The following is a 25,406-nucleotide window of genomic DNA, read 5'->3' as shown; positions in this document are numbered from 1 at the left end:
ATTTTTTCTTTTTATTCAACAATTAATAACCTAGCACGGGAACATCCAAAGACATATCGTCCAACCCCAGTTCTTCATCCGGGTAAGGGGTGCCGGCATAACGCAGGCGTAATAATTCCCGTTTAAACTTTAGCGCGAGAGCCCGGCGTTCGTCATATGTTTTGCCATCCCAATCGCCGACTCCCGTGACATCGATTAATTTTTGAAATTTCGGTATGGAATATCTTCCCAAGAAGACATCTTCCACGTCCTTATCCCACCATGCCGGACGGGATATTTCCGTGCTAAACCAGATGATCTGCCGGGAATATATGCTCTGTCCGCTAAGTATCTCTGTTCCGTTCTCAATGTCGACAACTAACCGTACTTTTTCGTTCAATCCTTCCCGTTTCAGCGTGATGTAAAGCGTGTCTAGGGTTTGTCCGGCTTTAAACAATGCTTTCTCCGGTAGGGCAAATTGAGAGGGTGCTGCCGTCGTGTATTGTGTGTTTGCTTTTAAGGCAACTTCTTTTGCCTCGGTCAAAGGCATCCCGATGAGTTTCACGGGTAATCCTATTTTTATTTCTTGTGCCGAACCGTAAAAGAAGAACGAAATCTCCGTGGAGTCCGTGTATTCGTTTACGAATTGTACGTGATGCGGAGAGTCATACAAAGGTATATTTTCTCTGCTGCAAGCACTTCCTAATCCTACTAATAAGCTGAATAATAATATCTTTTTCATATTTATCCTCCTTGGTGTTTTAGAATATGTCTTCTTTTTCCGGGATGGGAAGTGTAAACTTGTTTCCCACGTTTACGGTTTCCCCGCCATTCTCGATGGCTATGTTCAATCGTTTGTAGAGGAAGAATAGTTGTCCTTCCGTCAAGTACTCTTTTTTCATTTCCAGAATCAATTCCCTTTGGTAGCGATTCATGTCGACCACCCGGTTGTCTGCCTGGTAAGCATCCCGTACTTTTTGCAGGTATGATTGGGCGTTGGTCATGTCGGTAGCGTTGTAACGGCATTCGCTGATAATGTAGTACATTTCGGATAACCGTAATACCGGTAGCAAATTGAAGTTTGGCGTAACATCGGGAACTTCTGTCGTGAAAGCTTGCCATTTCAAAAGATTGTATAGTCCCGTTTCGTAATTATACTCTCCCAGGTTCTTTCTCAAATCGTCCCCATCCTCGGTGAAGAAGTCCGTCCAGGCTTTCAAGGCAAAACGTGTATTATTCTCGGTCTTGAATTCCTCGTATAGATCCGGTAATTTATCGTCATACAGGGCAAACATGATTTCCGATTTATACTTGGTATTCAATCCCTTGCCGGATGTCAGTTCACTTGCTGTGGCAAAACGTAAGGCGTCTTCGCCACCCTCCGATGCCACAAAATGTTCCAACACGAAACGTGCTTCTCTCTCGGCATTGGTTTCATCTCCGGCGTACATGTATACCCGGGCGAGCATCCCGTGAATTGCCATATAATTCAACCGGATTCCACGGGAATTAAAGAATCGTCCCAGTTTTGTACTTTGCGGGGAATATCGCCAGGTGGTGGAATACAAACCGTTTTCTGCCGCGTAGGTCGAATCAAAATGAGCAACCATATTCTTTGCTTTTAACAGGTCGTCTATCACGAGTTGCAGGAAATCAGACGTTTTCTGCTTGGGTTCGTACTTTGACGGGTAACTCGTGAAATAGGGCAAATATGTTCCGTCGGCATTCACCTTGGGGGATGGGGCGAACAGGCGCAACAAGTCGAAATGAATAAACGCCCGTAAGGCATGGGCTTCCCCCTCGATCAGGTCTTTTTCTATCTCGCCCAACGGGAAGAATGAGCCATCCTTTTTCTGTATTTCGTCGATCAATTTGTTACAATTTGCTATGGCATTGTACATCTGAATCCACACTTGGTCTATCATGTTCTTGGTGTCCGCCAGGTCGTAGTTGTACGTGGCTACTTCCGGATAGGCTTTGTTCAGTCTGCTCGCGTCGTAATCTTGTGCCAGTACGCTCACGAGTCCCCAGGAGAGTTCCCGCCCGTAAAGTTTCTGTTCCGATAGTTCCCGGTATATTCCGTTCAAGGCATTGCGGAAGCCGGAATAATCATCAAATAACTTCTCGTCCGTTACCTGGTTTTCGGGGGAAACGTCTAACCAGTTACCGCAACCGCTCAAGGTAAACAAGGACAGGATGGCTAAAATGATATGGTATCTTATTTTATTCATAATATCATGGATTTAGAAAGTTGCATTTAAAGAGAAATTAAATGTGCGGCTGAAAGGGTAGGATAGACCTCTTTCTTGTTTCACGTTCGAGATATGCGTCAGGTCGCCCATTTGCAGTTGCAGGCGGAGCATACTCAAACCAATGCGTTTGATTAATTCCCGCTCGAAGTCGTAGCTTAAACTTAGGGATGTGAAATCCAGTGAATTATAGTCTTGCACAAACCTGGATGTCGGGCGGGTCGTTTCGCTTCTGTCCTTGATGTCTTTCAACGGGGTACGTTGTCCGGCGGATTCCCAGCGTTGGGTCAGCACGCGTTTGTCTGCATTCTGGTAACGTAAATCCACGCATTCCACTTTTTCCACGAGGGTAGAGTTATATGCCTGTGCGCCAAATTCATACATGAAAGAAGCGAACAACGAGAAATTTTTGTACCGTAAGTTCACCCCAAAGCTGCCTTGTGCGTCCGGTTCCGTGTCCCCGAGAATTTGTTGTTGAGAGGAAACCCAATCATACGAGATTCGTCCGTCCCGGTTCACGTATATTTCTTGCCCGTCACTCGGGTTAATACCTAGTGATTTCATACCCCATATGGAGGTGAGCGAACCGCCTTCCTCGTATTTCATGAGCGGTTTGGCGTAAGTCAGGTCTTTCTTGTTATCTTCAAACTTCCCGAATTCTTCGTCGACACGGGTGTTGTAGGCTTTCAACGATTCGGAGATTTTCATGATCCGGTTCTTGTTGTGTGCCAAGTTACCGTACAGGATGACATCCCAATTCTGCGTCCTGTACACGTTGGCACGCACGATGATTTCATACCCCCGGTTCCGTACCTCTCCCAAGTTATCCTTGTAGGACTCGAAACCCGTGGATACCGGGATCGTCACGTCCGTGATTAAGTCTTTGGTCAGCTTGTTGTACCAGTCTGCTTCCACCGTGATATTATCATTGCATAATCCCAGTACGAAGCGGATGTTCAATTCATTGGTCTTCTCCCAGGTCAATTTGTCGTTACCCATGTAGAACAAGGTTAGCCCGTTTCCCGTGCCGTAATATTTGTCGGAAATTTTGTACGTGTGTTTGGCGGCATAGGCGGGGAAGTTTACTTTACCCGTTTGCCCGTAAGTACTGGTTAATCGCAATTGGCTGATTTTCTCTACTCCCTGCAAGAACCCGTATTTGTGAAAATTGATTCCTGCGCCGACAGCGTAGAATGAAGCCGTTTTATTGTCTGTCCCGAATTCGGAAGAACCGTCCATACGGAAGGAGGCATCCAGTAGGTAAATATCCTGGAATGAATAGTTTAATGCCGCGTACACGCTGGACAGGCGGGTATGGTTATCCGAGAAGGTGGGGGCATCCGATTTCTCGGCGTACATGGGCGAACTCAATTCTCCGGACGGGAATCCCCGGAACGTGGTACTTTCATAACTATATTTGTTCTCGTTCAATTCTATACCGGCGGAGAAGTTGATGTTGTGGTTTCCCAATGTTTTCACGTAATTGGCGAATGCCTTGAAATTCCAGCTTATTGTTTCGGATTTACTCTTGTCCAACGTCCCCCTTTGTACGCTTAGATCTTCGTCTGTCCTTTTAAAGGTTGCGGATTCCGGATCCACGAACGTGGAAGCCCATTCATTTGTTTTTGTGATTGAGAATTGGGCTTTCATTTGAAGTCCGTCTTGTATATACCAGTTTACACCCAAGTTATCTGTCAACGAGCTGTAATTGTTATTGCTGAAATTCTTCATCAGTTTAGCCTCGTAATAGGGATTCAATCGGGTTTCATTGATGTGCCACTTTAAGTCGTTCACGTAATTCCCGTCGATATCTTTGTAAGACACGTAAGGCAGTCGGCGGGTGTATTCGCTGAAATCCCCGTAAGGAGAATTTGTTCCCTTGGTGACGTCGTAACTTACCTCGTTGCGCAATTGTAAGTTCTTCACCCGGTAATCCAGCATGAAAGAAGAACCGACCCGTGTTCTTCCGGATTCTTTCATTACCCCGTTCTGCTCGTCGTAACGCATCGTGATCCCGAAACGGAAGTCATTGGCGCCTCCCTCAATAAACAAGCTGTGCTTGTGATTAAAGGGGTTTCTCAGGGGAAGGGAAATCCAGTCGGTGTTCACGCCTGCCATGATATTATTCATTTTCTCGACATATTCCCTTTGTAGGCTTTGGAATTCCACGGGAGAATCGGATTCGTAGAATCCGGCTAACCGTTCCGCTTCCAACTTTTCACTCGCATTCATCAGGTTGTAGTCCGAAATATCCGGCACGGTCAACTCGCCCATGAAATCGTAGGATACCCGGAGTTTGCCGGGTTGCGGGGCTACGGTTTCGATCACGATCACCCCGTTGGCGGCACGTGAACCGTACAATGCCGTTGCGGCGGCGTCTTTCAGAATCGTGATGTTCGCAATCCGGTTCGGGTCGAAGTCATACACTTTATCTATTTTTACCTCGTACCCGTCCATGATAAACAACGGGGCGTTCGGGTTATTCTGTAACGCTGTTTTGGACACTGAATTTTTATCCAGTTCCATGACTCCCATGCCGGAACGTCCGCGGATGTAAAACTCGGGTACCGTGTTCGGGTCTGATCCCATCTCGTTGTTTTTCATGATACGCAGGGAAGGGTCGAAGACTTGCAGTGCCGAAATGACATTCCGGGAAGCCACTTTCAATAAATCTTTTTTCTCCACCCGGATAGCCGTTCCCGTGAAACTGGATTTTTTCACGTTCGCGTAACCGGTCACCACAACATCTTCCAGGCTTTCTTTTTTCTCCTGGAGAATCACCTTGATTTCTTTCTGACCGGTGATTTCCACTTCTCGTGTTTCAAAACCAAGGAAGCTGATAACGAGCGTGATGTCCTGGGTGTTCGGGAGGGTTAGTTTGAACTTGCCGTCTTTATCTGTGGCGGTTCCTACTTGTGTCCCTTTTATCATGATTGTCGTTCCGGGGAGGGGGGCATTGTTTTCGTCAAGCACGACTCCACTGATCTCCTTATTCTGCGGGGGCGTGTTTTTTTCCTCCTTCAATTTTATCACTACCGTGTCGTCGACAATCTGGTACGTGAAGCCTGTATTTTCCAGACAGAGTGCCAAAACCTGTGTGAAAGGTTTATTCTCGGCTTTCACGGTGACATGCGGGGATTTATTAACAATTTCCAAATTATATAGGAACTCGTAACCCGATTTCGTCTTGAGTTCTTTGAGGACATTTGTTAGTGTTTCATTTTTGAAATCGACACTGATTATTTTGTCCTGTTTTTGACCGTACCCAGCGAAGGATAGGGAGGTAAGGCATAGGGTAAATGTGAGTAACAGATACCTTTTTAATAGATTATTCGTATTTTGTTTCATAAGTTTGTTTGTGGTTTATGTTACTTGTTTCAAGTGTTAATTACCATAAAAGGTCACGATCAATAAACGAACGTTTATTAATCGTAAAAAAGGTAAGAAGTAATCTCTTTTATTGGTATTGTAATAAAATGCTAATCACTTGAAAATGAGAAATACGTTTGTTGTTTGTAGGGCATTTTGAAAGGATGCGCTTAGACAAGGAATAAACGTTGGATTAATGACATAAAATTTCTTTTTTAGATGGTTAGACTTAAGTGTATAATTCTCCCCTTTATCGCAGCCATTCGATGCGATATTAAGTATTTTAACTGTTCATTTTTCTATCGTGCCATTCCAGATTGATATCAGGATACAGAAATGACATGACATCCGTTATTCCTTTATTTTTACGATTATATTATTCTTTTCCAATTCAAACCTCACGTGTGTTGTTAATTCTATGATATTGCATATTTCTTTGATACTGCTATATTTAGGAACGCTACCCTCGAAATGATATTGTTTTGCCTCTTCGTCCCTGAATGTCACTTGCACGTCATACCATCTGGACAACTTTTTCATGATGTTTTCCAGGCTTTCGCTGTCGAAATAGAAACGTTCGTTCATCCATGTGGTATAATAATGCGGGTCTACCTTTTTTATCAACATCTTCCCGTCTTTCAAGAGGGCTTGTTCTCCCGGGTTCAGTATTCGGCGGGTATTCTCGTGCAGAATCTCGATCTTCCCCCTTGCCAACGTCGTGTGGGAATAATTGTCATCGTTGTAGTCCATCACGTTGAAGGCTGTCCCCAACACTCTGATCGAGTAGTCTTTTGTTTCGACGATAAACGGCTTCTCTTTATTCTCGCTTACGACAAAGTATGCCTCACCTTCTAGTTGTACCTTCCGGAGGGTATCCGAGAAGAACACGGGATATTTCAACGAGGACGACGAGTTTAACCATACCTGCGTCCCGTCGGAGAGCGTGATGTTGTATTCTCCCTTTGGAGGGATCACCAGTGTATTGTAGATCTCGATCTTGTCATCCGCCGAGCGCGGGGTATAGACGATCCCCTCGTTCTTTTGCGATAAAATGCGGGTTCCGTTTACTTCCGTCAGCGAGAGCGTATCCCCGGAAAGTACCAGCGAACTGCCGTCCGAAGTGTATAAAATCGCTTTTTTATCTCCCGGTAATACCTTTGCCAGTGTTTGTTCCGTTGGCGAAAGCGAAGAAGTATCTAGTAACAGGTAAAGTCCGCCCGCCACGATAGGCAACATGAATATAGCGGCATAGCTTATCCTCTGGATTCTACGTTTCCGACGAATGACAATTTCAAGCTTGTCCTTCATCTTCGTCCAGTATTTCGGGTGCTGTAATTTCTTCATCTCTACCCAATCCCGGATGATCTTTTCGTCTATATTTTTTGGTTCATTTGGCATGGTTTTGTCATATCGTTTATATAATAACAAAAATAATGCAGAATCTACCTAGTCGTTTTTACAACTATTTTTCACTTTCTCGCGAATTTAACATTTCGAAGAAGGAAAAGTAGTACTAAAAGATGTTTTCGTAGATGTTGGAAAGCGGTTGTCATATGCGCTTTCACGGTGTGGTACGATATCCCAAATTGCGAGGCGACATCTTCATAACGTTGCCCCTGCAAATATACCTGCTTGAAAATCTCTTTGCATTTGGCAGGTAACGACTCGATAGCGACATCCAGCCGTTCCAATTGTTGCATATGGGCGATTTCCTCCTGGATATCTTTTTCCGGGATAGCCTCTTGGGTGGAGGATAGGGGAATGGTTCTCTTTTTCGAGAGATTGATATAATTCAAGGATGCATTTTTCACGCAGGTAAACAAGAAGGAAGAAGTGGCGTATTTTAAACGTTTCGTTTCGAACAGGTGCAAAAACACGTCTTGAACAATATCTTCTGCCGGTTCCCGCGAGCCGACTAGCTTACCGGAATAGAGAACCAAGTGGCTGAAATAGCGGGTGAAAAGTTCTTCCAGTAGTATGATTTGTTCCTTCTCCATTTGTTTTCGTGTGATTATGTACCGGACAAAATTATAATTTCTTCTTTAATGAACAATAAATTTCGTTTAATATGATAGGGAAAAGTGTACGGATTATTTGGATTCCCCGTGAATTAATCCCCATTTATAGGGATGCATCCCGTTGCTTTTACCCGATTTTGAGGATGTTGTGTCTTTAAATATTTTCTTATTTTTGATGTCGTGAAATATCATAAATAATTCTATAAACTAATGAATAAACTTGGTAGTGAGTTGAATATTTCCAATATTTGTGGTAAAAATAATACTATGAATTCACATCTATTCTCTGCCGATATGAAATTGGCAGATGTTATTCATGCCGATTATTCCCTTTTGCTGCTTTTGCACCGTTTCGGGTTGAACCTGGGGTTCGGGGATAAGACCGTGCGGGAGGTTTGCGAGGCGAATCATGTGTCCTGTCCCTTGTTCCTGATGATTTGTAACGTGTATAGCAATGAGGCGTATTTACCCATGGACAAGGAAATCGAGCGTATCGGTACGGATGTCGACCAGTTGATCGCTTACTTGAAGAATTCCCATGATTATTACCTCAATAGCCGTATGTTCGTGATCGAGGAGCAGCTGAAAGAGATTTCGGGGAATTGCGAGGAGCATCACAAGAAAATCCTTCACCTTTTCTTCAACGAGTACAAGAACGAGGTTATCAAGCATTTTGCTTACGAGGAAGACACTGTTTTTCCGTATATTTCCGGCATCATGCACGGCGATCGTTCTGGCAACTATGAGATTGAGGAATTCAAGGAAAATCACAGCAATATTGATGATAAACTAAACGACCTGAAGAATATTATCATGAAGTACCTGCAAGGAGATGCGTTGTCTGAAATGCGAATCCGGGTGCTGTTCGGAATATTCTCGCTGGAAGAAGATTTAAGCAAACATTCTTTGATAGAGGATAAGATTTTAATCCCGTTAGTCAAGAAATTAGAACAACAATATGGCAAGCAATAATAAATCGTACCGAATTGTTATTATTGAGCCGTCAATGATTATATCGACCGGTTTGCGGAAATTGATAGAGGGCAGGCATGATTTCGAGGTCGTTGCCTCGCTTGCCGATTGCTATCATTGCGTGGAGAAGATTAATCATCTCGCCCCGGATATTATTATAATTAATCCCTCGACCGTGGAGCCGAAAAGGCGGCAACACCTGGAAGAATTATTCGAGGGAATGAAGAGTGCGGCTTTGGTAGCTTTGGTCTACCAGTATATAGAACCGGAAGCATTGAAACAATACCACACGGTGATCGATATCTCGGATGATGCTGACAAGATAGCGCAGAAATTGTTGCAATCCATTGATGCCCTCAACGCTCCCGCCGATGGTGCCGATAAAAACGAACTTTCCGAACGGGAAAAGGAAATATTGGTATCCCTGGCAAAAGGCAAGATCAATAAAGAGATCGCCGACCAGCATCATATATCGGTACACACGGTCATTACCCACCGCAAAAACATCATCCGTAAAACCGGAATTAAGTCGGTATCGGGACTCACCGTGTACGCTATTTTGAACAATCTCATCGATATTAATGAGGTGGAGTGACTTTTTATCCAAAATATCCCTAATATTAGGGATTGCGGGATAAGGCTAAAATCGAGATCTTTGTAATGTTAATAATATGATTTTTCTTTTCAACGTAAGCCATTGAAAAAATTTTGCCAAAAAGCTCTCGTCATTTTGACGGGAGCTTTTTAAATTTTATATATTTGTACATTACCAATAACTACTGACATGAAGATGAAATCCTTTTTCTTGTTTTTATTGTGCTTTTTTCTCGTGGCGGCTTGTTCCGATAAAGAAATAGAGCCTAGTTTCGCGATAGAGAATAGCGGTGGTGTCGTAATAAATTCGGAAGTCGGTTCAACGACGATCTTTTCCTTTACGAGCGCACGTGAATGGAAGGCTTCCTGTTCTGCCGATTGGCTTTCGGTATCCCCTCTTTCGGGGGAGAGCGGGAAAGCCTCGCTCACGATTACCGCCAAGAGTGAAAACTCGACTACTGTCGATCGTTCTGCTACTCTTGTATTGTCCTCCGGCACGGTGCGGAAAGAAATCACGTTGACGCAGGAAGCAGGTGAAATAGGTTTTATCGAGCCGGATCTGACGGAATATAGAATGCCTGTCGAGGGAGGAGTACTACAAATCGGGTTCTCCACGAACATGGGAGAGGATGAGTTTCAGATTGAGAGTAGCCCGAACGTGGATTGGTTGAACCAAAATGAAGGTGGGAGGGCAGTTTTCCAATATGAGGTTCGGCTGAATGTTTTGGCTAATCCGGGCGATGACTCCAGGTCCGTTGATTTCATCTTTACCCGGAAGGCAGACTCTAAGGTTATGGCAACCGTTAAATTTACCCAGGCGGGAAAATTGACGCCTGTCGATCACACGTCGGACCAGAGTGTCCGGGTTTTGCAGACAGCAAGCAAGGGGAATGGAATTCCTATTATCATTATGGGGGATGGATTTACACAGCAAGAGATTGACGACGGGGTTTATGCCAATACCATGAATAAAGCGTGCGAGAATATATTCACGGAGGAACCGATAAAGTCACTTCGCGATTATTTCGACGTGTATGCCGTGACGGCAGTTTCAAAGAGTAAAGATTTCACGAGTGGTGATAAAACCGTTTTTCGTTGCAAGTTGGAAGGCGGGCAAAGTACCGCGATTGAAGGGGATGACAAAATAGTTCAGGCATATATGCAATGTGTAAAGAATATTAATTATGATGATGCGTTAGTTATCGTAATACTGAACACACAGGTTCATGCTGGAACTACTTATTGGTATATGAATTCGCAAACGAACAAGGGCATAGACTTTGCCATCGCTTATTGTCCGATTATTAAGGGAATGGATAGTGAAGACTTCCGGCAAGTGCTCACGCACGAGGCTGTCGGACACGGCTTAGCCAAGCTGGGCGATGAGTATTCTTATTTGGAATTCCCGGTCATTACAGCTGATGTCATAAAAGAAGTACAAAGTCTTCAACGTGATGGATGGGTGCAAAATGTTAGTTTGACGAATAATAGGACAGAAGTACCTTGGTCTGCTTTCTTGTCAGACAACCGTTATGTGTCTGAGGAGATAGACGTGATAGAGGGGGCTTACACCTTTAAAACAGGTATTTACCGCCCGACTTATGAAAGTATGATGAATAGTAACAAGACTGCGTTCAATGCCCCGAGCCGCAAAGAGATATACGACAAGGTAATGGAGAAGGGTAAGAATGTTGTATCACCTGCTTACGAGGACTTTGTGGCGTTCGATATATTGCATAAGCCGGAAGTTCGTGCATACCTTCGTGCCCGTGCGGTTGAAGAGAAGCCGTTTGCCCGCCCGCGGTTGGTCAGGAAGGCTTTGAACTTCTAGTCTTCCTGCATTAATCTTGCACCCCTGTACGCTATGGCATATAGAATAAAGGTGAGGAGGATCAGGGCGGCGATGAACCATTGCCAGCCGAAATGGTCGAGGACAACACCCGTGGCGGAACCCCACACACTGGAACCCATGTAATAGAACAGAAGGTATATGGATATGGTGACCGAGCGTTTTTGCAGGTTATAGTCACTCACGATGCGGTTGCAGATAACGTGCACGACGAAAAAATTGAACGTGAAAATAGCTAAGCCGAGGGTGATAATCCAAAAATTATTCACGTATAGCAGCAACAACGCCACGACGGATAATAGCACGATGGTTTTCTGTATCTTGAAATGGTTGAAGCGGGCGGTCAGTTTAGCTGTGGCAACCGAGCCGAATACCCCGAAAATATACATGAAGTAGATGTAATGAATCAGGTAATCCGGGAAGTTGAACGGTTCTTTCACGAGGTAGAACCCGAGGTAATTGTACAGGCTCACGAATATCCCCAGCATAAGCGACCCGATCAGGTAAAACGGGAGCAACTTGGCGGACGTGAGCAGGTGCAAGTTCGAGATGATAAGCGATTTGAAATTCTCCTTCTTTGGTTTGAAATTCATGGAACGGGGGCTGAATATCAGGAATAGGATAGCGAAGACGGCACACAATATCCCGATTGAGGCGGATGCTATCCGCCACGAGAATTCGGAGCTGAGATACGAGGATATCACGCGTCCGCCCATTCCCCCGAGGGCGTTGCCGGCGATGTATAATCCCGTGATCTTACCCTTGTTCTTGGGCAACACTTCTTCCGAGATGTATGCCAGCGACACGGACGTCGCCCCCGACAGCAGGAATCCTTTCAGGGCACTCAATGCCACGAGCAGGAAAAAGGAATTGGAATAAGAGCAGATCACCGATGCCACGGAGGATGATAGCAGCGCAGCGCTGATTAATTTCTTCCTCGGTATGCTGTCTGCCACGAACATGGCGGTAAACAACCCGATCACCATGCCTAGCGTCGAGAACGAGATAGCCAGACTGCTGTAACTTGCAGACAGGTTGAATTGCGTCGCAAGGTCGGGGAGCAGCGGTTGAAAATAATACAATTGTGCGAAGCAAGAAAATCCCGACAAGAAGACGCATATCGAGATCGTTTTGTCTTTCGAGCTTTTCGCTGAATAGCTTATTTCTTGACAATTATTCATTTCAAGTCCTTAATTTCGGTGCAAAAGTAAGCAATCCGCGGGCACGTTGTCCCCCTTTATTTATTTTTTTCCGAGGAAACTTTCTCTTGTTGTTTTTCGTTAGAAGGAATACTAGGAACCAAATGTTAAACAGATAAATAGGAAAGATTATGAGAGGAAAGATTTTGATGGCAGCCTTGTGGGTTGCCTCGTTATTTGTTTTTGCCGCTTGTCACGACGATGACGACAACGATAAGGATTACAAACCGCACGATAGTGTCACGGCTGCTTTCACGGCGAAGTTCCCGAATGCCACGGCGGTGACTTGGGAAACGAAGGGGGTATACGAGAAAGCTGAGTTCAGGGAATCGGGCTGGGAGTGTGAGGCTTGGTTCAGTAAGGACGGGCAGTGGGTGATGACGGAGAAAGACATGGTGTCGTATGCCAATCTCCCGGCGAAAGTGAAGGACGGGTTTGCCGGAAGTGTATACAGCTCTTGGAAAGTCGAGGACGTGGATTACATCGACCGGGTGAATACTCCCCCCCTGTATCGTTTGGAGATCGAGAATGCGAACAGCGAGATGTACATTTATTTTAACGAGGACGGCGAACTGGTAAAACAGTCGGAGGAGAACGCTGAAACTTTACCCGTCTCCGTGAATTCGTTTATCTCCCAAAACTACCCGAAGGCGGTGGTTGTCAACGACGAACGCTGGCAGGATGGTATCCTGGAAGTGGATATTATCGACGAGAACCTGGTAAAAGAAGTGTTGTTCGACCGGAACAACAACTGGATGAAGACCTCCTGGTCTGTCCTCGAAGCCAACGTGCCGCAAGTCGTGTTGGACGTGCTGAAAGGTGAGGCGTACAACAGTTTCTCTATCGGCAGCATCCACTTTATACAGTATGCTTCCGGCGAGAACGTTTACCGCTTCGTCCTCACGAAACCGCACACGATGAATATTTCCGTGGAAATCTACCCGGACGGAACAATCGTGTTGGACTAATTCCGTGCGTATCTTTGGGGAATATTTTAGTGATATTGGTATCGTGACCGGGATGAATTTTTAGTGTTGTTGAGAGTTAATGTGTTGATTGTTAGTGCAAAAATTTATTTTAGTGTTGCGGTACACAATATCATTAAACTATGTATGTTTGTGTAGTTTTAATACACGAAAACAAACAATGATTAAGGAGAGATTCTGAGCGAATCTTACAGTTATGAAAACAAGTATAAGCGATTTACCCCGATCGGAGAGTCAGGGAAATGAGTTCTTAATGTTACGGGAGAAAGTGCGTGGAGTGAGGATTGAAGGGGACGGGTTCGTGGTGCGCGAATGGCGTTTTTCGGATTGTGATTCATTAGCCGAGAATGCCAACAACGAAAAGATCTGGAATAACGTGATGGATCACTTTCCACATCCGTACACGAAACAAGATGCTTTTGATTATATCAGTATGGTGCACGTCTTACCAACCCCGCCGACACGTTTCGCCATAGAGGTGGACGGAAAAGCGGTGGGAAGCATTGGGTTCGGCTCCGAGGGCGATATTGAACGTGTAACCGCCGAGATCGGTTATTGGCTGGGCGAGCCTTATTGGGGGCGGGGTATCATGCACAAGGTAGTGGCAGCCGTTACCCGATACGCTTTCGAGACATTCGGTTACCAGAAACTGTACGCTCTCGTCTTTGACTACAACCCCGGTTCTATGCGGGTTCTGGAAAAAGCAGGCTACCAACTAGAAGCCGTTTTGCACAAAGCCGCTGTTAAAAACGGCAAAGTGATCGATTTTTACTATTACAGCATGATGAAAGAGGAGGCGAGATGCTAGTTTTTTGAGACGGGGAATGCCTTTTTGACTTGTCAATTGGGAAAAAGTAAATTAAATATGATGTGTTATTGTAATATATTTATTTAATTTGTGGAATTAACATGGCATGAATGAAAAGGGCGGAAGAAATATTAGCAGCGTTGAAAAACAGAGAAGAAAATGCGTTTAAGATTTTTTTCTTGGAGTATCATGACGTATTGGTTTTGTATGCCACGAATATTCTTAAGGATGTGGATGCGGCAGAGGATGTCGTGCAGAATTGTTTCATGAATGTTTGGGAAAACGCCCTTTACGAGAATCTTGTCGATGGTTTGGATAAGTACATGTTTCGTTTAGTCAAGAATGTTGCGTTGAACGATTTGCGGAACAGTAAACGTCGGGAAGCCCGCCATGGAGAAGTTATGGCAGAAATGCCCGTGTCGGAGATAATGTATGAAGACGGGCAGGAGGAGATTGAACTCCTTTATTCCGTGATAAACGAGCTTCCCCCGGAACGCCGCCGTGTTTTTATGATGATATGTGCAGAGGGGAAAAAGTACCAGGAAGTTGCCGATCAATTGCAAATCAGTATCAATACCGTCCGAACCCAATTGACTCGTTCCTTGAAATTTTTACGGGAGAAACTGGAAAAGCAAATGTTTACGGTATTGCTGTTTTTATATAAAAGATTGAAATCGAAATAATTATAGCGTGTTTTGCACGAATTTGCGATGACGGTATTGTTGTCGTGAATTTTTTTTGCAAAAAATGAAGATTCCTGTCACATGATTCGGGGGGTGGCGGTGTTATAGTGTAAAATAAGGATTATGAAAGATGAAGTTTTGAGAATTATAGCGGCAGAGTTAGCGGGAGAGCCGGTGGCGGAGGAGGAGCGTGTGCGTGTGAACAGGTGGCGAGGAGTGAGTCGTGAGAATGAGAAGATGTACAGGATGGTGACGGGAGAGTTGGGCGAAGTCGTGAGGCTGGTGAGGCTGAAGGGAGGGTTGGATAGTGAGAAGGCTTACGAGAGGTTGGAGGGAGAGATGCAGAAGACGATGATAAAGTTGAAGAAAAAGGAGAAAGTGCGGCGGATGAGTTGGTGGAGATATGGAGCGAGCGTGGCAGGGGTGTTGTTGATGCTAGGTGTGGGAGTAATGGTATGGATGAAGCCGGAAGAGGGGAAATTGCGGGTGACCGGGGAACGGGTGGAACCGGGAAGCGGGCAAGTGGTGTTGACGCTGGGTGGTGGAGAGGTTGTGCTGTTGAAACGGGACACGAGTGAGTTGATTCTGGCGGACACGGCATTGCGGATCACGAATGAGCGGAATACGCTGGTGTACTCGGGAATCGAAAGCAAGGAGGCGTCGGGAGAAATGATATACAACACGTTGACAGTTCCTGCGAACGGGGAATATCAGCTTGTTTTGTCTGATGGGACAAAAGTGTTTTTAAATTCCGGTTCCGAAATTCGTTACCCGGAGGCGTTCGGTGAAGGCAGGAGAGAGGTCTTCCTGAAAGGGGAAGCGTGGTTCGAGGTGACAAAAGATAGCGAACGGGAGTTTTGGGTACGTACGGGCATAATGGATGTGAAAGTGTTGGGAACTTCTTTTAACGTGAATGCTTACGAGAAATTGGAAAAGGTGGCGATGACTCTTATTGAAGGAAGTGTGGAGGTGGCGTGTGTTGGGAAAAGTTTCCGGATCGTGCCGGGAGAACAGTTCGTGTATGATAAGAATAGTCGTGAGGCGGACGTGAGGATAGTGGACACGGAACAGTACACTTCATGGAAAGACGGGTATTACAAATTCCGGCAAACGACGCTGGAGGAAATCATGACGACACTTTCGATATGGTACGGGGTGAACGTATTCTACCAGAACGAGAGCGCAAAGCAGGTTGAGTTCACGGGAAAGGTGAAACGCTACGAGGATATCCGTGTGTTACTGGATAAATTCGAGCAAACGGAAAACGTGACGTTTGATATAAAAGGGAATAATGTTTTTATTAAAATAAGATAAAAAAGCTGTTCGCATGGACATTGAACAGCTTTTAGTTTAAGCATGTGGGTCGGAGTGTGGTAATTTTGACCGACATGCCAAGTAAAATTCTAAAATATAAAGGTATGAAAAAAAATTCAAACCGGACAAGATCTGGAGGAAAGATTTTTGTCCGAAAATGGATGATGAAGATGAAAATTGTGTTTATTTTTCTGATTTGCAGTTTGATGCAGGTGCATGCGACCGTGCACGCGCAGCAATCGAAAGTGTCGGTAGAGTTGAAAAACGTGGCATTAGAGAAGGTTTTTCTGGAGTTGGAACGGCAGACGGGGTATAGCTTCCTCTATAATCACCGGGAAGTCATGAACCGGGGGAACGTGAGTGTGCAGGTGGAAAACCAAAAATTAAAGACCGTGCTTGAAGATTTGTTGCCTCGCTTGGGATTGGCGTATTCTTTTGACGACAACTTGGTGATTATTAAGGTAGCAGCGAAGCAAGAGCCGGAGAAGAAATCCGTTCGGGTGAAAGGATTCGTGTATGACACGGGTAAGCACCCGATGCCGGGGGTAACGGTGAAGATTATGGGTATCTCCATGGGTACCGCCACGGATGCGAATGGTTGGTTTGCGATGGACTTGCCCATGCAAAAAGGGATGTTGGAATTCTCTTTTATCGGTTTTAAAAAGAAAACGATAGAATTCAACGAGCGTACGGTAAAAGATACCTTGCGGGTTATCTTGGAAGAGGAAGTTTTGGCTTTGGACGAGACTGTCGTTGTCGGGTACGGGACCACGACAAAACGGGAAACGACCGGGTCTATTTCCGTGATTAAAGGGGAGGATCTCAAGGGTATTCCTGTTTCTAATCTGGCGAATTTGTTGCAGGGACGTGTTGCCGGAATGGATATCACGCAGATGTCCGGTTCTCCCGGTGGTGGAGGTACTTCCATCGTGATTCGCGGTTACAATTCGTTGGATGTAGAGCAAGGACGTCGTTTTTCCAACCCGTTATGGGTTGTTGACGGGGTGCCCTTGAATTCGTTTTCCTCTCCGGTGACGGGAACGAACTTGCTGGCGGATATTAACCCGGATATGATCGAGTCGATTCAGATTTTAAAAGATGCTTCTGCGGCTTCCATTTATGGCTCTCGGGCTGCTAACGGCGTGATTATCGTGACGACCAAAAAAGGGAAGAAAGAACAAAACGCCACGTTTTCCGTGAATGCTTCCCAAAGCTGGGGAATTTTGCCTCGCCTCCCTGATATTACGATCGGTAGAATGGAACGTTGGATGCGGTTGTTGTCCCAAAGGAAAAGATACGTGGCTTATTTTGATGTAACTGATTTGACATACAAATACCCGACTTCTCTGAAAGATATTTATGATAGAAAGGAAGGAAGTTTGGATGCCAATTGGATCCCTTTTCCATCTAATAAGGTATCTAATGGGTCATCATTGCAAGACAGTTTGAATCCGTTTTACAATAATGCGACGAACTTCTTCCCGATGTATTACGAAACGGCGAAGACAACCAATGCTAATATTTAGGCTTACGGGGGAAGTGAGCGAATGACTTATGGTCTTGGCTTGGGATATTATGATGAAGGAGGTATCGTGAAAGGAACCGGGTTTAAACGGGTGGATTTGAATTTAAATTTGAACGTGGAGCCTGTGAAGCGTTTCAATTTGGACATGCGTTTCAACGCTACCTTGGTAAACCGACGAAGGGGTACCAATGCTTCCGGTTTCGTGTCTGACGGTGAAGGCGGACACGTGGGGTCTGCTCCTTCAATAGAAACTGTTCCGGGAGATCCCTACAAGTTGAGCACTATGAGTCCCGGTGCTGGTTCTGCTCCTTGGGAGGCTGCGTTGGAAAACCTGAAAGGTACGAAAGAGGCTAATCGCAACATTCGCTTGCGAACGAATTTTAAATTGAATTACGAGGTGATAGAAGGCATGAATATATCGTCATCTTTGGCGGCTGATTATTCTATAGCCCGGCGCAATTATTTCCAGCCCTCGTATTTTGACTCGAATAATCGTTCACAAAGTTTAGGTGAAACGGGTATTAATTTGATGGTGTTGAATGAAGAGCTTTTCAGTTATAAAAAGACTTTCGGGGAGGATCATAATTTCACGTTGATGGCGGGATTTGCTTATGAATATGACCAGATAGAGTACAATGCCGGATGTGCCATGAATTCACCAAGTGACAAGATTCATTATGCTCCTGGGAGTTTGCCTTCTTATGGGATTGAAGAGGCTTTCGGAACCTCGAACGTGATACCGTTTAAATTTTACGAATCCAATATGGAGGAAAAGGTATTGATATCTTATTTCGCTCGTTTAGAATACAATTTCCGGGAAAAATATCTTCTTTCTGTAAGTTGCCGTCGAGACGGGAGTTCAACCTTTGGTGCTAAACATCGCTGGGGTACTTTCCCTTCGGTGGCAGCAGGTTGGTCATTTTCCGAGGAACCTATCGTGAAGGATAATTTAGGATGGTTGTCATTCGGTAAGATCCGTGCTAGTTGGGGACGTTCGGGAATGCATTTCCAAAGTCCTTATTTGGCATTGGGGCTTGTGGAAAATGGTCCTAATTTCCAAGGGAATGGAGCTTTGACTCCAGATTTTGCAAACGGCTTGTATAACGAGGATCTTTCTTGGGAGAATACGGATCAGTATGATTTAGGATTGGATTTGGATTTTTTCAATTACCGCGTGGGTGTAGTGTTAGATTATTATTATCGTTACACGACTGATTTGTTAATGCAAGTGCCCTTGTCACCTCCAAACACGTATTCTCGTCAATGGAGAAATGCTGCGGCGATTTCAAATGAGGGAATAGAATTACTCTTGAAATTTAATGTCTTCATGAAACCGGATTTGTTTTGGCGGATTTCCGTGAATGGTGCTAAAAACTGGAACAAATTTAGAAAATCTTATTCAGGATATGACGAACGAGGATGGATTATCGGGAAACCCTTGAATGGAATCTACGGGATGTTGAGTGACGGTTACGTGGATAAGCAAGAGGAATTGCCGTTCGTGTATTTGAATAGCGAGGGATGGAAAAGTTATATGACAGCTGTGGATGGTAAATATTACTTTAAACCAGGGGACTTGAAATATATTGATGCGAATGGAGATGGATATGCAGATCATGCGAGTGACAAGGTGTATTTGGGGAGTGCTTTGCCTGAAATCAGCGGGGGATTGGTAAGTGAATTCCGTTGGAAAAACATAGATGTTAATTTTTCCATGGCTTATCAATTAGGGCGTCACATCGTGAATGATGTTCCGTTAGGTTCGTTGAGAGGAGAGTTGGCACCATTCTTCATGGATATAGAACATACTTCTTTCTGGGAAAAAACGGGCGATAAATCTGAATATCCTAGTTGGGAAGCTTCTCCTGATTATTCTCATTTTAATAGTTTGGTCGATCGTTACGTGGAAAAAGTGAACTGGTTGAAATTGAAAACGTTGTCAGTGGGTTACACTATTCCTCAACGCTGGCTCGATAAATTGAAAATGAAAGAGCTGCGAGTGTTTGTCAGCGGGGAAAATCTATTCACGTGGAGTAATTATTCCGGCTTGGATCCGGAGAGCGTGGATATTAGCGGTGGATTTGATTCTGGTAGAAATTACCCGTTAGCTCGGAAATATACTTTAGGTTTGACTCTTAAATTTTAAAGGAAATGAAAGGAATATTTATAATAAGCTTGTTATTAAGTGTAGGATTGCTGTCTGCTTGTGATGATATGCTGGATATGACGCCAGAGAATTCGCTTACATTTAAGAATGCTTACGAAACGGAAAAAGACATTGAGTCAGCCGTGAGGCTTTGTGCGCAAAAACTTCGGGATGTGGTCGGCGTGGATGGAAATATTGGACTAGGCACGGTGCTTGATTCAACGATATATTCCGATTACGAGGGACAAAGAAATTTGCGGCCGCAATTTGTACGAGAGTCTGATTGGTTTCTTTGGTATGAGTTGATCGGTGCGACAAATGTGGTTATCAAGTACACGGATCAGATAGATGCTTCACGTGAAAGGAAAGATTATTACCTTGGACAGGGACATTTTTATCGGGCTTTTGCGTATTTCCAAATCGTGCAGGGATGGGGAGATTGTGTGATTGTCGGTTTGGATGCGGACATGGAGATCGTGCGTCCTCAATCCCCGTGGGTGGAGGTGATTGATTACGCGATAAACGAGGCTCGTGAGGCGGTGCGTCTGTTGCCGGAATATGATAAAGTTAAAAATTCCAGTGGTAATTCCCCTCTTTATAAAAATGAACCGTGCAAAGGTGCGGCGAATGCGTTGTTGGCTTACTTGTGCGCGTGGAAAGCGGGAGGAAAGTATTACGCTCGGCCGGATTTGCAAGGGTATGACGAGAATGATTTATGGCGAGAGGCCGAACAGGCTTGTACGGCGATTATCGGAAGTGAAACCGGTAAAGCCGGGGGAATATATCAACTTGTAGAAAATCCGGAAGCGGTAATAAATAAAGTGTTTAAAGGGAATTCCTCGGAAAGTGTTTTCGAGTTACAATATGACCCGTATTGGGATGAAATCGAGAGGAACGAAAATTATAAGTATTACAAAACCGCTGGCGATGGGCGGGCCGCAAGATATTGTACTTGGCTTCAATACATGCGGTTTTATGGCTTAGGATTGGATTGTATCAAAGAGCAACGAACGATGGTTAAGGCTGAACGGATAAAGGAAATGTATCCCAAGGGAGATTTGAGACGCGAGTCTTATTTCTGGAAATTGGATTCCATGAGCCATGACACGCTTTTGAACGTCACGGGTGGTTTTGCTTATCCTTACGCATTTAGAGATATGAGGACTTTCACTTCCGGGGATGATAAGGGGAAATTTGCCCATTTTGATTGCAATTACACGTTTTGGCGTTTGGCTGATATTCACCTGTTAAGGGCGGAGTGTCGGGTGCGATTGAATAAAGAGGCGGAGGCTATTGCGGACCTGAACGAGGTCAGGAAACGGGCGAATGCTAAATTGTATGATCCTGCCGAATATAATGGTGATTTGCGTTATGCCATTTTTAAAGAACGGGAAAAAGAGCTGTTCTTTGAAAGCCACCGTTATTTTGATATTATCCGGAATGGTGCGGATTACGTTCGTAAAGAATTGGATCCGGGATTCGCCGAGGCATCCGACCAAGATTTTATTGACGGTTGTTTCTTTTACGCTTTGAAAGAAACTGCTTTCGGGAGAAACACGGGGTTAAGACAGAACACGTGGTGGAATCGGTATTTATAATGTATGGCTTAAAATAATGATAGAATGAAAAAGATATATAAATTGTACGTGATATTACTGCTTGCAGGGATAGGTGCTTCTTGCGACACGAAACAGAATGTTTGGGATTCCGGGGTTTCCTCCCCGTATCACGATTGTTCGATGATGGAATATCTGCGGGGGGACGATTATAACTGGAAATTGACGGTAGAATTGATAGAACATGCCGGGTTAACGGACTTGTTCGAGGGACAGGTGGATACGCTACCCGAGATTACTTTCTGGGGATTCCCCAGTTATTCCGTGTTGCGTTATCTTTACGACAAGAAAATGGAAAACGTGACTGAAATAGACAAAGAGACAGCCCGTGAGTTAGTCTTGATGCATGTGATGAAAGGGAAAGTGTTAAGTGAAGAGATCGCGTATCGTGATGAGGAGTATTATATATATGACGAGAAACAGACTGGGGGAACTGATTTGTACACGTTGAAAGGCGTGCACTTACGAGCCTATATTGAAAAATCTGATTATCTCTACGTGCCGGATGGAGGAAGAGAAGAGTTACATCTTTACTCTTTCACCGGAAAAGCAGTGGTTCCGTTAGCAAGTCCGAATATTCAACCGCTCAATGGGGTAGTGCACTCTTTGGACTATTCTTACAAGTTGGGAGATATCATGTATTGATAGCTGGATTTATATTATTTATCTCAATTAAAACAAGTAAAATGAAAAAAGTAATATTGTCTGTTGTTGGACTATTGGGGCTGTTGAGTGTGGGCTGCCATGACGTGGCAGTTGGATATTTGAGAACGGAAGAGGCATCGTATGTACCAGATTCGATGATTGTGAAGCGTGTTTTGGATAATGATCCGGGAGTGGAAAATCCTATGTGGTCATTTTATTTGAATGATTTGAAGTTTAAACCTATTGATATAATTAGAATGGGGATCAAGGAAAGAATAAACACGGGAGAGGATTACGAGCGGGATCGTTTGCAATTGCCTTGGTTAAGCACGAAGATTCAAGGAATCAAAGGTACGATGCCTATACATGTGCAAGTAAAGAAAATCACGAGTGAAAATGGAGATCCTGAAGAGATGTTGAAATTATTGACAGTGCGGGGTGATGGGATGCTTATTTTACCGACGGATGTATTCTCGATACCCGAGGGACGGTATAAAATATCGTTAAACTTTTGTAACGAGGGATATTCGAAAGATGTTGAGAATATTTTTACAATTATCGTGAAGTAAGTAATTGTGAAGAAGTGGCAGGTGTGACAAAAACACCTGTCCACTATAATGTGGTGTTTTATAATCTTTAATATTAATAATTCTATGAAGAAAATATTATTTTTATTTGTAGCGTTCATGTTCATGGGGAAGGGGTACGCTCAAGAGGGGTTTAAAATTTCCGGGCAGGTTGCTAATATGTCTGATGGAACGGTTTGGTTGCTGGAACGGGCGGCAAATAACACGTTGGATACGCTTGGTCAAGGTGTGATGAAAAACGGTAGGTTTGAATTGAGTGGACGGGTAGAACATGGTTGCGTGGCTCTGGTCGTGATGCCGAATGGTAAATCAGCTTTTCAAATTATGCTGGAAAATGCGGATTACGAGGTTGAAGTTGACGAGCATGACGTGTTGAACGTGAAAGGAGGGGTGGCACAAAGTTTATTTAATCAGTTCGCGGAAATAGACAAAAGCGTGACGAAAGAACGCAAAGAGGTAGAGCAAGCTGTTCGTGCAGTTCAATCGCAAGCACAAATGACTTCATTGCAAAATCGTTACGAGTCTTTTATGAAAAAGGCCATGAACGAACGCATCGAATTGATGCGGAAAAACAATGATAATTTTGTTGTGGCTTGTATTTTGTCCGGTTCAATGCAGAATATACCAATAGATATTGTGAAGAATATATTTGGAGGGTTCACGGATGAAGTGAAGAATTCATTCTTCGGGGAAGAGGTTGCCAAGTATATTAGCTTGTTGGACAAGATCGCCGTGGGGGCTATCGCTCCCGATTTTACGGTACTGACTCCCGAGGGAAGGCCGATTTCTTTGCATTCGATTCAAGGGAAAGTGAAACTTGTTGATTTTTGGGCTTCTTGGTGTAGACCGTGTCGGTTGGAAAATCCCAACATGGTAAAATTGTACAAAGAGTTTAACAAGGAAGGTCTTGTGATTTTTAGTGTTTCTTTGGATACGGACAAAGCGGCTTGGGAAAAAGCTATAGAAGATGATGGACTTGTGTGGATACACGGTTCGGAATTATTGCAAACGCCTAATGTTGCAATCTTGTACGCTATCAAGAGTATCCCCCACACGATATTGTTAGATGAAAATAATCGGATTATCGCGAAGGATCTTAGAGGAAAAGAATTGAAAAAGAAAATCGAGGAGTTGCTGAAATAAGAAGTTTGTCAAGGTTACTTTAGTATTTGATTGCCAATGCCGGGAGAGCTTTAGGTGCGTGAAGATTTCTCTCGGCATTTATTTTTTGTAAAATTATAAATCTACCTGCCGGGAGGCTTGTTTTCTGGGGGCATAAACCTCCCGGCAGGTAATGCCGTTGTGGTAAGTGATGGTGTTATGAACGATCGGATTTTCGTTTGGAGTAATGACTCGTACCGCTTGGTCTTGTTCTCGAGTATCGCCTGGTTGCAGGCGGATCGGGCTTATTGTTACATTTATTTCAAGGATGGCACCAAAATCATCGTGATACACCCGTTGAAAGAAGTGCTGGCGGCACTTCCTCCCGAGCGATTCGCTCGGGTACACCGCGGTTATGCCGTCTGCCAGGATCTCGTGGACCGGGTGATCGGCAACACGATCTATATTGGCAAGCAGGATTTCTTGGTAAGTTCCGCTTACCGCAACGACTTCCACTCCCGTTTCCGGTTCCTCGGCAAAGTGAAAGGATTGCATAAAGCCCGCTCCTTTAAAAATAACAAATAAATATAAATAACTTGTCCTGGGAAACAACTTCCTGGAATAGGTTTATAATTTGAATTTATTGAAACTATAATGCCTCGATTTCCTCCACGGGTAACCCGGTTACTTTTTCCATCCCGCTGGCTAATCCTTTTTGTTCGGCACTGTAGAACAATGTTTTCTTGGTACTGATGATATCCCAAAATTTCTCGTATTCGAGCAGTTGGGCGGGGGAGAATGCCGCTTCCTCGATGGCTTTAACGACCTTGTTTACCTCGGGGTTCGAGTGTAATTCTTCCGGGACGGAAACCGTGTGCTCGCCAATTTCGGTGAGGTATCGTAACCAAAGCACTTGCATTTTTTTCTCTGCGTACGTGTGCGGAGTGAACTTGGGAAGCTCCACGAACACGAGTTGCAACCCGTCGATAACTTTGTTTGAATCCTTGTTATGCACGAGCTTGTAGTGGGGGTAGTATTCCTGCATCTCCGGTTCGAAAATCTCGTTCACGAGGTTGAGCGAGTAAGTAGGATATGGTAAATGATAATCTCCTTCGCATTCATAGAATTGCACGTAAGCTTTGGGGTGATCGAAGTCTATCCTGTACGTGAAGCCGCGTGATCAGAGCAACACCGGTGACGACGAGTGTTGGTGAATAGGTGATGTACTTGAAAAGGGGACGTGTGACTTGATCTCTTCTTGTTTATGGTGTGTAAATGGCAAAAATTGGAGATTTTTCCGTAAGTTTGTAATTCAAATAACGTAACAATGGTCATGGATAATAATATATCACGTAAACTTCCTATCGGGATACAGATTTTCGAGAATATTCGTAGAGAGGGTTATCTTTACGTGGATAAAACTGCTTTCGTGTGGCGAATGGCGAGCACTGGAAAACTTTATTTCCTGAGTCGTCCCAGGCGCTTTGGCAAAAGTTTGTTGTTATCTACTTTTGAGGCTTATTTTGAGGGTAAAAAGGCGTTGTTTGAGGGGCTTGCTATAGCCGGGTTGGAGAGGGAATGGAATGTCTACCCGGTGTTGCATTTCGAGTTTAAATTGAACGGTATAGCAGAGGAGGCTTTACAACAGATTGATGATAAGAAATATTTGATTCCTTATCAGGTAGACGAACGTGAGATAGTGAAAGTTGGTGTGGAGTTTAGTGCTACGGAACGGAATATCGGAAAGTGGATTTATTGATTAGATT

Annotated in this window: 21 protein-coding genes and 1 pseudogene; 15 read left to right on the top strand and 7 right to left on the bottom strand. The window is 44.3% G+C overall.

What is annotated here, in order from left to right; all coding sequences use genetic code 11:
* Positions 1–22: 22 nt before the first annotated feature.
* The 5 genes from BN8899_RS18185 to BN8899_RS18165 all read right to left on the bottom strand — a co-directional run bounded on the left by BN8899_RS18185 (position 23) and on the right by BN8899_RS18165 (position 7,594).
* Positions 23–721, bottom strand: a complete 699-nt coding sequence (locus tag BN8899_RS18185) for a DUF4843 domain-containing protein (RefSeq protein WP_065220438.1) — start codon at positions 719–721, stop codon at positions 23–25.
* A gap of 19 nt (positions 722–740) precedes the next feature.
* Complete coding sequence (locus tag BN8899_RS18180; protein ID WP_065220437.1) at positions 741–2,210, bottom strand: RagB/SusD family nutrient uptake outer membrane protein; 1,470 nt, start codon at positions 2,208–2,210, stop codon at positions 741–743.
* 12 nt (positions 2,211–2,222) lie between these two features.
* On the bottom strand, positions 2,223–5,576 hold the full coding sequence (locus tag BN8899_RS18175) for a SusC/RagA family TonB-linked outer membrane protein (protein ID WP_065220436.1): 3,354 nt from the start codon (positions 5,574–5,576) through the stop codon (positions 2,223–2,225).
* 372 nt (positions 5,577–5,948) lie between these two features.
* Complete coding sequence (locus tag BN8899_RS18170; protein WP_018336088.1) at positions 5,949–6,995, bottom strand: FecR family protein; 1,047 nt, start codon at positions 6,993–6,995, stop codon at positions 5,949–5,951.
* Between the two features lie 71 nt (positions 6,996–7,066).
* Positions 7,067–7,594: an RNA polymerase sigma factor gene (locus BN8899_RS18165; protein ID WP_065220435.1), complete on the bottom strand. Its 528-nt coding sequence runs from the start codon at positions 7,592–7,594 to the stop codon at positions 7,067–7,069.
* A gap of 288 nt (positions 7,595–7,882) precedes the next feature.
* On the opposite strand from BN8899_RS18165, the gene BN8899_RS18160 reads away from it, so the two are divergent.
* The 3 genes from BN8899_RS18160 (at position 7,883) to BN8899_RS18150 (ending at position 11,012) form a co-directional block, all read left to right on the top strand.
* Positions 7,883–8,587, top strand: coding sequence for a hemerythrin domain-containing protein (locus BN8899_RS18160; RefSeq protein ID WP_040371375.1), 705 nt, complete (start codon positions 7,883–7,885; stop codon positions 8,585–8,587).
* A complete protein-coding gene (locus BN8899_RS18155) occupies positions 8,574–9,182 on the top strand; it encodes a response regulator transcription factor (RefSeq protein WP_018336091.1) in 609 nt (202 codons plus the stop codon). The genes BN8899_RS18160 and BN8899_RS18155 overlap by 14 nt, the downstream gene beginning before the upstream one ends.
* Positions 9,183–9,371: 189 nt before the next feature.
* On the top strand, positions 9,372–11,012 hold the full coding sequence (locus BN8899_RS18150) for a M64 family metallopeptidase (RefSeq protein WP_065220434.1): 1,641 nt from the start codon (positions 9,372–9,374) through the stop codon (positions 11,010–11,012).
* Here BN8899_RS18150 and BN8899_RS18145 read toward each other — a convergent pair.
* The gene (locus BN8899_RS18145) at positions 11,009–12,211 is read right to left on the bottom strand and encodes an MFS transporter (RefSeq protein ID WP_065220433.1); all 1,203 of its coding nucleotides are present in this window, start codon (positions 12,209–12,211) and stop codon (positions 11,009–11,011) included. The two genes, BN8899_RS18150 and BN8899_RS18145, sit on opposite strands and share 4 nt — an antisense overlap.
* Positions 12,212–12,360: 149 nt before the next feature.
* Between BN8899_RS18145 and BN8899_RS18140 the strand changes: the two genes are divergently transcribed.
* The 11 genes and pseudogenes from BN8899_RS18140 to BN8899_RS18095 all read left to right on the top strand — a co-directional run bounded on the left by BN8899_RS18140 (position 12,361) and on the right by BN8899_RS18095 (position 24,225).
* A complete protein-coding gene (locus BN8899_RS18140; RefSeq protein WP_065220432.1) occupies positions 12,361–13,197 on the top strand; it encodes a PepSY-like domain-containing protein in 837 nt (278 codons plus the stop codon).
* Between the two features lie 214 nt (positions 13,198–13,411).
* Positions 13,412–14,023 (top strand): GNAT family N-acetyltransferase, encoded by a 612-nt coding sequence (locus BN8899_RS18135; RefSeq protein ID WP_231932419.1) that lies wholly within the window; start codon positions 13,412–13,414, stop codon positions 14,021–14,023.
* Between the two features lie 110 nt (positions 14,024–14,133).
* Positions 14,134–14,706 carry an RNA polymerase sigma-70 factor gene (locus BN8899_RS18130; protein ID WP_065220430.1) on the top strand — a complete coding sequence of 191 codons (573 nt, stop codon included), beginning with the start codon at positions 14,134–14,136 and terminating at the stop codon, positions 14,704–14,706.
* Between the two features lie 123 nt (positions 14,707–14,829).
* Positions 14,830–16,020 (top strand): FecR family protein, encoded by a 1,191-nt coding sequence (locus tag BN8899_RS18125; protein ID WP_065220429.1) that lies wholly within the window; start codon positions 14,830–14,832, stop codon positions 16,018–16,020.
* 104 nt (positions 16,021–16,124) lie between these two features.
* A complete protein-coding gene (locus BN8899_RS21265; protein WP_231932418.1) occupies positions 16,125–17,546 on the top strand; it encodes a SusC/RagA family TonB-linked outer membrane protein in 1,422 nt (473 codons plus the stop codon).
* Positions 17,547–17,564: 18 nt separating this feature from the next.
* Positions 17,565–19,691: pseudogene (locus BN8899_RS21260) on the top strand (SusC/RagA family TonB-linked outer membrane protein); the annotation flags it as partial.
* A gap of 5 nt (positions 19,692–19,696) precedes the next feature.
* Positions 19,697–21,289: a RagB/SusD family nutrient uptake outer membrane protein gene (locus BN8899_RS18115; RefSeq protein ID WP_065220428.1), complete on the top strand. Its 1,593-nt coding sequence runs from the start codon at positions 19,697–19,699 to the stop codon at positions 21,287–21,289.
* Positions 21,290–21,313: 24 nt separating this feature from the next.
* A complete protein-coding gene (locus BN8899_RS18110) occupies positions 21,314–21,952 on the top strand; it encodes a hypothetical protein (protein ID WP_065220427.1) in 639 nt (212 codons plus the stop codon).
* Between the two features lie 41 nt (positions 21,953–21,993).
* On the top strand, positions 21,994–22,521 hold the full coding sequence (locus tag BN8899_RS18105; protein WP_065220426.1) for a hypothetical protein: 528 nt from the start codon (positions 21,994–21,996) through the stop codon (positions 22,519–22,521).
* A gap of 84 nt (positions 22,522–22,605) precedes the next feature.
* A complete protein-coding gene (locus BN8899_RS18100; RefSeq protein ID WP_187376947.1) occupies positions 22,606–23,682 on the top strand; it encodes a TlpA disulfide reductase family protein in 1,077 nt (358 codons plus the stop codon).
* A gap of 177 nt (positions 23,683–23,859) precedes the next feature.
* The gene (locus tag BN8899_RS18095; protein ID WP_231932416.1) at positions 23,860–24,225 is read left to right on the top strand and encodes a LytR/AlgR family response regulator transcription factor; all 366 of its coding nucleotides are present in this window, start codon (positions 23,860–23,862) and stop codon (positions 24,223–24,225) included.
* Positions 24,226–24,289: 64 nt separating this feature from the next.
* On the opposite strand, the gene BN8899_RS20520 is transcribed toward BN8899_RS18095, so the two are convergent.
* Positions 24,290–24,772, bottom strand: a complete 483-nt coding sequence (locus BN8899_RS20520; RefSeq protein WP_316244993.1) for a PD-(D/E)XK nuclease family transposase — start codon at positions 24,770–24,772, stop codon at positions 24,290–24,292.
* Positions 24,773–24,973: 201 nt separating this feature from the next.
* Here BN8899_RS20520 and BN8899_RS18085 point away from each other — a divergent pair, with 201 nt between their 5' ends.
* Positions 24,974–25,399 carry an AAA family ATPase gene (locus tag BN8899_RS18085; protein WP_148375523.1) on the top strand — a complete coding sequence of 142 codons (426 nt, stop codon included), beginning with the start codon at positions 24,974–24,976 and terminating at the stop codon, positions 25,397–25,399.
* Positions 25,400–25,406 lie beyond the last annotated feature (7 nt).

The organism is Butyricimonas sp. Marseille-P2440 (assembly GCF_900091675.1).
Taxonomy (GTDB): Bacteria; Bacteroidota; Bacteroidia; order Bacteroidales; family Marinifilaceae; genus Butyricimonas; species Butyricimonas synergistica.
This window is presented reverse-complemented; position numbering and strand designations above follow the sequence as displayed.